This window comes from Vibrio sp. MMH1-50 (genome assembly GCF_022347645.1).
Taxonomy (GTDB): Bacteria; Pseudomonadota; Gammaproteobacteria; order Enterobacterales; family Vibrionaceae; genus Vibrio; species Vibrio harveyi.
The window spans coordinates 72,996-82,427 of sequence record NZ_JAKRGG010000022.1 but is presented as its reverse complement, the minus strand read 5'-3'; the positions used below and the strand labels follow the sequence as shown (position 1 = coordinate 82,427).

Here is a 9,432-nt window from a genome sequence, read left to right as displayed (position 1 = left end):
AGAGCTTTCCTATTGAGCTTTGCTCAAATCGGATGGCCATTTTAGCGAGTTAAAGTTTAGTGTCAATCACTTTTTTCAAACTTTTTATCAAGCGTTTCCGCTCGGCTAATTGGCTTGCTAACTTGACCTCGTTTCTTTCGAAGCGTTGCCGTGTCAGCGAGGTGGCATTATAGAGATTGCGATCACATTGGCAAGCCCTTTTTCTCGTTTTTTTTGATTTTTTTATTGTTTGAGTGTTTTTTATTCTAAAAGGCGAGTTTTTGCTACTCTTCCCTCCAGATATCCCGATTATTAACGCTTTATAAGGAGTAAAGATGGGTTCTATTAGAAGTTATAAAGGTATTCGACCTCAACTAGGCAAGCGCGTATATGTCGACTCAACTTCTGTTCTTGTCGGTGATATCCAAATTGGTGACGACTCGAGTGTTTGGCCATTAGTTGCAGCTCGTGGTGATGTGAACCATATCCACATTGGTGCTCGAACCAATATTCAAGATGGTAGCGTACTGCATGTAACCCATAAAAATACTGAGAATCCCAACGGCTATCCGCTAATCATTGGTAATGATGTCACTATTGGTCATAAAGTCATGTTGCACGGCTGCGAAATCCACGATCGTGTATTGGTTGGTATGGGAGCGATCGTTTTAGATAACGTTGTTGTCGAATCAGACGTAATGATAGGCGCTGGAAGTTTAGTCCCACCGGGGAAAAGGTTGGAAAGCGGCTATTTATATGTTGGTAGTCCAGTAAAACAAGCTCGCCCCTTATCAGAGAATGAACGAGCTTTCTTACAAAAGTCTGCCAATAACTATGTACAGAATAAAAATGACTACATAAACGAAGTAGAAGACGTCAACGACGAATGATGTAGTTGGTTAGCAATAAGCTAATCGATGATGATATTGCCTTCTTCATTGAAGGCTTCATCTTCAATTAGCTCTTCCGCGATTTCTTCTATGTCGAATCGATAGTCAATAAATACTTTAATTGCCGCTTGTTCAGTTTCAATCAGGGAGCCACCAAGCTTTTCTAGCTTCTGCTTTGTTACATAGCATTCAATCAGAGCTCCTGATTGCTGCGCGGTAAAGTTTACCGCTTGTAATGTTTTATCCCATGATTGCATATCTGGGAATAAGATGGACTGATTCATCGTTTACTGACCTTCAAGGTTCTTTCTTAATTCTCTAAGGATTTGTTTTGCGCCAGGGCGTAAACCACGCCACAGCATAAAGCTTTCCGCAGCTTGTCCCACTAGCATCCCAAGACCATCATAAGCATGAGCGGCACCATTTTCTTTTGCCCATAAGTTAAAACTGGTCGTCCCTTGCCCGTAAATCATGTCGTAGCTCGTACTGTTAGCTGCAAAGATAGAAGAGGAGATAGCCGGCAGCTCACCACTTAGGGAAGTAGACGTGGAGTTAATAATCACGTCGAACTCATCACTAATATCATCCATCTCTTTGGCAATGATAGAGCCATGTGCAATAAACAACTCCGCAAGCTCCTGCGCTTTACTGAAGGTTCGATTAGTAATGGTTAAAGAACTAGGCTTTTGATCAAGAAGTGGCTTGATCACTCCACGAGCGGCACCGCCAGCGCCAATGATCAGGATTCGCGCACCTTCTAACACAACTTGATGTTGAAGTAGGTCTTGAACCAAACCTGCTCCATCGGTGTTATCGCCAATGATCTCACCATCATCTAACTTCTTGAGCGTATTGACTGCCCCGGCTAACTGAGCACGTTCGGTCAGTCTACTCGCAAATTGATAAGCATCTTCTTTAAATGGCATGGTGATGTTGCACCCCTTGCCTCCTTCAGCAAAGAACAGCTTCGCTGCGTCAATAAAACCATCTACAGGAGCACTTTCTGCGGTATACACCAAAGATTGATTGGTTTGACGAGCAAACAAGGTGTGAATGAATGGCGACTTGCTGTGTCCAATAGGATTACCAAACACGGCATAGCGATCAATTTGCTGAGTCATTTCCTTACCTTTATTCCTTACCTACTATAGAGAAAAAACAGGGCCATCTGATTACAGATGACCCTATCACTATCTATCTATATAGAAAAGGAGATTCAACGCTTACCACTCTCGTGGCGTTAAGTATCGCTCGTAAAGTTCAGCCTCTGGAGAACCAGATTGTGGCTCATAGCTGTATTCCCAACGCGCAAGTGGTGGCATCGACATAAGAATTGACTCTGTACGACCGCCACTTTGCAGACCAAATAGAGTTCCACGATCATACACTAGGTTGAATTCAACGTAGCGACCACGACGGTAAAGTTGGAATTCACGCTCACGCTCACTGAATTCAATTTCTTTACGACGAGACACAATCGGTAGGTAAGCTTGGCAGTATCCTTCACCAACCGCCTTGATGTAATCAAAACACTTGTCGAATTCCCACTGGTTTAGGTCATCAAAGAACAAACCACCAACACCACGAGTTTCATTTCGATGCGGTAGGAAGAAATACTTATCACACCAAGCTTTATGCTCTGCATAGACATCATCACCGAAAGGTGCACAAAGTTGTTTTGCGGTTTCATGCCATGATTGGCAATCTTCTTCGAATGGATAGAAAGGTGTTAGATCAAAACCACCACCAAACCACCAAATAGGCTCTTCACCCTCTTTCTCTGCGATAAAGAAGCGTACGTTAGCGTGAGAAGTCGGTACATATGGGTTGTGAGGATGGATAACCAAAGAAACACCCATCGCTTCAAAGCGGCGACCAGCTAACTCTGGACGATGCGCCGTAGCTGATGCTGGCATCTCATTACCTTCGACATGAGAGAAATTCACTCCCCCTTGCTCAAAAACGTCACCATCACGCAAAACACGGGTACGACCACCACCACCAAGGCGCTCCCCTTTTTCACGTTGCCATGCGTCTTCAACAAAGACGGCCTTTCCATCTTCTTGTTCTAACTGCTGACAAATGGAATCCTGAAGTGACATCAGGAACTGTTTTACGGCGTGCTTATCGATTGCTGACATACGTGTAGTACCTATTGATTGCTGACTAGCAGGGTTAGCCCTGTCTTAATATTTGCGAGGTTTTAGCATCACGAATTTCACTAGGCTTGTCACGACCGCTGGTTTCACCACGTAAGATCGCCACAAGTCGGTCACCCAATTGTTGCTCTACTTCTTCAGTCGTCATACAAGGAGGCTGACCAGTGAGGTTCGCGCTGGTAGAGGTTAGCGGCTTTCCGAAAGCATTACACATCTTTTGTACCAAAGGATGATCCGTCACACGCACTGCAATTGAATCAAATTGCCCCGATACCCAATGAGAAACTTTGTCACTCGCAGGCATAATCCAAGTGTATGGACCTGGCCACGTTGCGTGTACTTTATCTAACTGCTCTTGAGTCAACTGAGATTCATCAACATAAGGCAAAAGCTGTTCATAGTTTGCCGCAATTAAGATTAATCCTTTCTCAACAGGGCGTTGTTTTAGCTCTAGCAATTTTTGAATCGCTTCTGGGTTATCTGGGTCACAGCCAACACCAAACACCCCCTCTGTTGGGTAGGCAATCACTTCGCCTTTTTGTAGTGCTTCTAGCACCTGTTCAAAGTTCTCCACCGATACTTCCTGATAATCTTGTCTGTTGTGTTTGTACTAAGTGTACAAATATTCATTCTCAGAGACTAAAGCAATTTGTTTATAAAATGTATCAATCGTATTTACAAACGCACGCAAACGTTTGCTTGAGGTAAAAATCCCCGTATAATGCGCACAAATTTATCAGCTCACCTAATTTTGCAGCTTGAAGGAGTTTGAGATGAAAGTCGGTATCATCATGGGTTCTAAATCAGATTGGCCAACCATGAAACTAGCAGCGGACATGCTGGATCAATTTGGCGTGTCTTACGAAACAAAGGTGGTGTCAGCTCACCGTACTCCTCAATTGTTGGCTGATTACGCAAGCAGTGCTAAAGAACGTGGCATTAAAGTCATCATCGCAGGTGCGGGCGGTGCTGCCCACCTACCAGGCATGGCGGCAGCGTTTACCAGCATACCTGTACTTGGCGTTCCCGTTCAGTCTCGCGCACTGAAAGGCATAGACTCACTACTTTCTATCGTACAGATGCCAAAAGGTATTGCGGTTGGTACATTAGCTATTGGCGAAGCAGGCGCAGCAAACGCTGGTATCCTAGCGGCTCAAATCCTTGGTACACATGATGAAGCGATCATGGCAAAAGTCGAAGCGTTCCGTAACGAACAAACGGAAACCGTATTGGCGAACCCAAACCCTGCTGAGGATTAATCAGATGCATGTACTGGTTCTTGGTGCGGGTCAGTTAGCTCGTATGATGTCTCTGGCTGGTGCGCCACTGAATATTCAAATTTCAGCTTACGATGTGGGCAGCGGTAATATCGTTCATCCACTGACTCAACATGTACTAGGCAACGGCTTAGAAAATGCGATCGAACAAGTTGATGTAATCACTGCTGAGTTCGAGCATATCCCGCATGACGTGCTTGATATTTGCGAAGCGAGCGGTAAGTTCTTACCAAGTACACAAGCTATCAAAGCAGGCGGTGATCGCCGCATTGAAAAGGCATTACTTGATGATGCTGGCGTACGTAATGCGAAATACTATGTGATCAAAACTCGTGAAGATTTTGACCGCGCAATTGAACACGTCGGCATGCCAATGGTTCTGAAAAGTGCATTGGGCGGTTACGATGGAAAAGGTCAGTGGCGTTTAAAAGAACCTTCTCAGATCGACATAATTTGGACAGAAATGGTGGAATGCATTGCTTCAACACCAACTCAAGCCATTGTTGCTGAGGAGTTTGTTCCTTTTAACCGTGAAGTTTCACTGATTGGTGCTCGCAGTAACGATGGCAGTATTGAAGTTTACCCTCTCGCAGAAAACATCCACACAAATGGTGTATTAAGCCTCTCAACAGCAATTGATGCTCCAGAGTTGCAAGAACAAGCAAAAGAGATGTTCACGGCCGTCGCCAATAGTTTGAATTACGTTGGCGTGCTAGCCCTGGAGTTCTTCGACGTTGACGGCAAGTTGCTGGTTAACGAAATCGCACCACGCGTACACAACTCAGGTCACTGGACTCAGCAGGGTGCAGAAACTTGTCAGTTTGAGAACCACCTACGCGCTGTGTGTGGTATGCCTTTAGGTAGTACTAAGCTCGTTCGCGAGACCTCGATGATCAATATTCTCGGTGAAGATACCTTGCCAGATGCGCTACTCGCGATGAATGGTTGCCATATTCATTGGTATGGCAAAGAGAAACGAGAAGGTCGTAAGATGGGTCACATCAACGTATGCGGTGATTACACTGGTGAGTTGAATCGTAGGTTGTGTGCATTAACAAACGTGCTTGATGAAGAAACCTTCCCAGCAGTTCATGAATTTGCCAAACAGTGGCAAGCATAGAAAAGTTGATAAATAGACAACAAAGGGTCGCATGATGCGACCCTTTTAATTTTGCCTGAGATTTATTGTGATTGTGTATGCTGGCACTTGCGACTTGCACATTGCAACTTAACCCCGCTGGCGAGTTTCTTTTCTACCAACAAGGTAAACCCGCATTCCTCACAGCGACCTCTTACAGGTGGTAAGTTTACCGCAAACTTGCACTTCGGATAGTTATCACACGCGTAGAATGTCTTACCAAATCGGGTCTTACGTTCAACTAAATGCCCTTTACCACACTCAGGGCAAGCGTATAGCTCTTTCGATTCTTGCTCGGGTTCGGGCTGATTGATTGATTCGATATGATGACAAGTTGGGTAATGACTACAGCCAACGAACATGCCGTATCGCCCTTGTCGGAGCACCAACTCATTGCCACAGTCAGGGCAAGGCACACCTAACTCTTTTACGATGTGGCCATCATTACTGTGCAACGGCTTGATATAGTCACAGCTTGGGTATTGGCTACAACCAAGAAAAGGACCATGTTTGCCATGTTTCAGCCTGACTTCCCCACCACATTTAGGGCACGGCTCTCTCTCAAGCGCATGCTCGTGTGCCGAGAAAAGGTTGTGATCGATTTTACTACTCATACTCACCGTTAAAGCAGAAGATATTAGTGAAGAATACCCTGTTCCTTGGTGTACAGCAGCTCTTCCATCAGCGTGTAGGCATTTTCGTTGCCAGGGACATTAAACAGAACCATAAGAATGATCCACTTAAGGTCTTCAAGCTCAAATTCATTGGTTTCTAGCCCCATTACACGATCGATAACCATCTCACGTGTTTCTGTGGTTAGAACATTAATTTGCTCTAAGAACAGCAGAAAACCACGACATTCAAGATCTAAGCGCTGCATCTCTGATGCCGTATAGATACGTGTCGATGCCGATGCTATGCAAGTTGAAATCGCTGAATGCTCATCACTTTGTTGCAATGCTGCCAGCTCTTCTAACCAGACAAGGGCTTTGTAGATGTCTTTTTGCTGGAAGCCTGCACGAAGCAATTCATCTTCCAACTCGTCTTGTTCGACCTGTAACTCTGCATCGCTATGGATGTAGGTTTCGAATAGATACATAAGTATATCCATCATCATAGCTAGCCCCTCCCCTTTCGAATATAGCCACCGGATACTGCAACAACATGCCCTGAAAGCTCAAGCTCTAAGAGCTGCATCATGACTTCTTGGACAGGTATATTGGTCCTGCTTGCAAGAATATCAACTGGTGTAGCCTCATTTCCTACGTTAGCTAACAGCTGAGGAAATGGCAATTCTTCTTCATCAATTGGCGTAGAAAATAAATCCAAGCTCTGATTAATAGACCAGTCGAGCAAAGACTGTATTTCATTCAACACCTCTTGAGTGTTTTGTACGAGACAAGCCCCATTACGAATCAACTGATTACCACCACTGGCATTGGGAGCATTAATCGAAGCTGGTATAGCGAAAACTTCACGGTCTTGCTCAAGAGCGTAGCGAGCGGTGATTAATGAGCCACTCTTTTCTGCTGCTTCGACAACCAACACGCCAAGCGACAAACCACTAATGATTCGATTACGTCGTGGGAAGTTTTCTGCTCGAGGTTTTGCATCTGGGCGAAACTCAGAGACTAACGCACCGTTTTCCATCACTCGCCGCGCTAAACCTCGGTGACGGGCTGGATAAACTTGCTCTAACCCTGAACCCAATACCGCAATGGTTTTACCGTCCGCTTGCAAAGCACCATCATGAGCGTGTCCATCGATACCCAAAGCCAAACCACTGGTAACAATCAGATCATGTTTCACCAAATCTGCAGCGAACTGACGTGCGTGTTGAAGCCCATCAACACTAGCATTACGGCTGCCGACCATGGCAATTTGAGGTTGAGACAAACAACTCGCTTCTCCCTTTATAAATAGTAAAGGAGGTGGAGCGACCGTTTGTTTGAGAAGTGGGGGATACAGAGTATCCGCCAAAGTAACAATATGATGATGAGATAAGGCGCTAGCCCAAGTAAGACAAGCGTCGACTTCTTTATCGACCTCAGACCATGCTTGCAGTTGCTTCGTGGTAAAACCCAAAAGCTGAAGCTGCTCAGTTGAGTATCCGACAATATTGCTTGGCGTATCTTTACTCAGCAGCTTATTCATCTTCACCCCGCCAATGCCTGGCAAGCAGCTCAGCTTTAACCAGGCGGCGAGGTCAGTATCATTGCGTAGTTTCATTCGTGGTCGATTCCTCAGCCAGAGGAGAAACCACTGATACCTCTTTATTGATTGGCTTAGTGCTATTGGTAATCAGTGCAAGACTGAAATATTCATAAGGACGAATGACCAGCAATTCACCAACCTTACTTTGCGGCAAGGTGATCTTAGAGTCGAGTAAGCCACTGTCTTTCACAAAACCATCGCCACCTTTGAAAACCGGGTGCGCATCTTCTTTAAGATCAAACACACTGCCTTGGCGAAGTTGATCGGATGTTCCTTTATCAATCACAACCACTTGATTGGTTGAGCTAAATCGAATGCCCTCAATATTACCCAGCAATACTGCAGAACTGCCTTTTGGTGATGGCAGTGGGTAAAAGGTCGTCGTGAAATCACCATTTTCTAATGTTTGGACCGGCAAAGCGATATCGTTACGAATAATCTCTTGCAGTTGAGTGGTGATCTTTAATCCTGAGTACTCGCTTGATGCCTCGATAAGTTCCCCTTTTGCAATCAAACGTAAAGCGGTAATTTGCTTAGATACGTCTTCACGGGAAAATGTTTCGACTGGACGATAGATAGCCCAACCTGTCGCCGTTTGTTCACCACTAATATACAGGGTGTCCTCAGCAGTCAGATATTTACTGCCTTTGCTACTACCCATCACTTTAGCCGCGTTTTCTAGCGTTTCATCGTCCACCAAACGGTCCGACTTGAGGTAAGGCATAACCAAACCTTCAGCAACGGTTGGCACCGCTTTCTTTTCCGTGATACGAGCTTTAGGGCTGAGCTTTTTCACCGCTTTTAAGCTCAATACTGGTTGACCATTAATCCATACCAGCGACAACTTGTCTCCGGGATAAATAAGGTGCGGATTATCGATCTCTGGATTGACCTGCCACAAACGAGGCCACAACCATGGGCTATCCAGATACATTGCTGAAATATCCCAAAGCGTATCACCTTTGACCACAACATAAGTTTTAGGTGCGTCATCTTTGACGGTAAGCGGTTGGGAGTCCGTGTTTGCTACGGCATTGAAAGAGAAAAGTAACGGCAACGTAATGCGAGAAACGTTGCGGAAAATTCGATTCATGACCCTCGTCCTTGGTCTGTTAGGCAACTACCAGAATGGAAATTGGTATAAGGATGCTGTCATTTAGGTCATAAAATGTCTAGAATTGAGCCAACAAGGTTTGTGCTGTTACGGCACAGTTCAATATTTCGAGTGAATATGTCTGTATTACAAGTATTAACATTCCCAGATGATCGCCTGCGTACCGTTGCAAAACCTGTAGAAGAGGTGACACCTGAGATTCAAAAAATCGTCGATGACATGATTGAAACCATGTACGACGAAGAGGGTATTGGCCTGGCTGCAACGCAGGTTGATATCCACAAACGTATCGTAGTAATTGATATTTCAGAAACTCGTGATGAGCCAATGGTGCTTATCAACCCTGAGATTCTGGAAAAGCGTGGCGAAGATGGCATCGAAGAAGGCTGTCTATCGGTACCAGGTGCTCGTGCACTTGTGCCGCGTGCTGCTGAAGTTACTGTTAAAGCACTAGATCGTGATGGCAAAGAGTACACTTTTGAAGCCGACGATCTGCTAGCCATCTGTGTTCAACACGAACTAGACCATTTGATGGGTAAGTTGTTCGTTGATTACCTATCGCCACTGAAGCGTAAGCGTATTCAGGACAAGCTAGCAAAAATCAAACGCTTTAACGAGAAACAGCAAAACGCTTAATCTCGATACAATTTAATTAGAAGGA

At 45.0% G+C, this 9,432-nt stretch carries 12 protein-coding genes; 4 read left to right on the top strand and 8 right to left on the bottom strand.

From position 1 onward, the window contains the following. Positions 1-314 precede the first annotated feature (314 nt). Positions 315-869 carry a gamma carbonic anhydrase family protein gene (locus MHO32_RS16325; protein ID WP_005450962.1) on the top strand — a complete coding sequence of 185 codons (555 nt, stop codon included), beginning with the start codon at positions 315-317 and terminating at the stop codon, positions 867-869. Positions 870-889: 20 nt separating this feature from the next. Here the strand turns inward: MHO32_RS16325 and MHO32_RS16320 are convergent, their stop codons facing one another. The 4 genes from MHO32_RS16320 to MHO32_RS16305 form a co-directional block, all read right to left on the bottom strand. Then, positions 890-1,153, bottom strand: a complete 264-nt coding sequence (locus tag MHO32_RS16320) for a DUF1488 domain-containing protein (protein ID WP_050903742.1) — start codon at positions 1,151-1,153, stop codon at positions 890-892. A 3-nt stretch (positions 1,154-1,156) separates the two neighbouring features. Next, entirely contained in the window at positions 1,157-1,990 is an 834-nt protein-coding gene (gene aroE / locus MHO32_RS16315; protein WP_005450965.1) for a shikimate dehydrogenase, read from the bottom strand. Between the two features lie 102 nt (positions 1,991-2,092). After that, positions 2,093-3,010, bottom strand: coding sequence for an oxygen-dependent coproporphyrinogen oxidase (gene hemF / locus MHO32_RS16310; protein WP_009702131.1), 918 nt, complete (start codon positions 3,008-3,010; stop codon positions 2,093-2,095). Positions 3,011-3,044: 34 nt separating this feature from the next. Then, entirely contained in the window at positions 3,045-3,602 is a 558-nt protein-coding gene (locus MHO32_RS16305) for an L-threonylcarbamoyladenylate synthase (protein WP_017190968.1), read from the bottom strand. A gap of 199 nt (positions 3,603-3,801) precedes the next feature. On the opposite strand from MHO32_RS16305, the gene purE reads away from it, so the two are divergent. Both purE and MHO32_RS16295 read left to right on the top strand, forming a co-directional pair. Continuing rightward, positions 3,802-4,287, top strand: a complete 486-nt coding sequence (gene purE / locus MHO32_RS16300) for a 5-(carboxyamino)imidazole ribonucleotide mutase (RefSeq protein WP_049538295.1) — start codon at positions 3,802-3,804, stop codon at positions 4,285-4,287. Positions 4,288-4,291: 4 nt separating this feature from the next. Next, positions 4,292-5,425 (top strand): 5-(carboxyamino)imidazole ribonucleotide synthase, encoded by a 1,134-nt coding sequence (locus MHO32_RS16295; RefSeq protein WP_005450972.1) that lies wholly within the window; start codon positions 4,292-4,294, stop codon positions 5,423-5,425. 62 nt (positions 5,426-5,487) lie between these two features. On the opposite strand, the gene MHO32_RS16290 is transcribed toward MHO32_RS16295, so the two are convergent. From MHO32_RS16290 to MHO32_RS16275, 4 genes are read right to left on the bottom strand one after another with little or no spacing between them, the layout of a single operon-like run. Beyond that, complete coding sequence (locus MHO32_RS16290) at positions 5,488-6,057, bottom strand: DNA topoisomerase family protein (protein WP_005450974.1); 570 nt, start codon at positions 6,055-6,057, stop codon at positions 5,488-5,490. A 23-nt stretch (positions 6,058-6,080) separates the two neighbouring features. Then, complete coding sequence (locus MHO32_RS16285) at positions 6,081-6,560, bottom strand: DUF494 family protein (protein WP_005429833.1); 480 nt, start codon at positions 6,558-6,560, stop codon at positions 6,081-6,083. Between the two features lie 2 nt (positions 6,561-6,562). After that, positions 6,563-7,672: a DNA-processing protein DprA gene (gene dprA / locus MHO32_RS16280; protein ID WP_239212954.1), complete on the bottom strand. Its 1,110-nt coding sequence runs from the start codon at positions 7,670-7,672 to the stop codon at positions 6,563-6,565. Beyond that, positions 7,656-8,750, bottom strand: coding sequence for a LysM peptidoglycan-binding domain-containing protein (locus tag MHO32_RS16275; protein WP_005450978.1), 1,095 nt, complete (start codon positions 8,748-8,750; stop codon positions 7,656-7,658). The genes dprA and MHO32_RS16275 overlap by 17 nt, the downstream gene beginning before the upstream one ends. A gap of 138 nt (positions 8,751-8,888) precedes the next feature. Here MHO32_RS16275 and def point away from each other — a divergent pair, with 138 nt between their 5' ends. Then, the gene (gene def, locus MHO32_RS16270; RefSeq protein ID WP_005450979.1) at positions 8,889-9,407 is read left to right on the top strand and encodes a peptide deformylase; all 519 of its coding nucleotides are present in this window, start codon (positions 8,889-8,891) and stop codon (positions 9,405-9,407) included. The last annotated feature ends 25 nt before the right edge of the window (positions 9,408-9,432 follow it).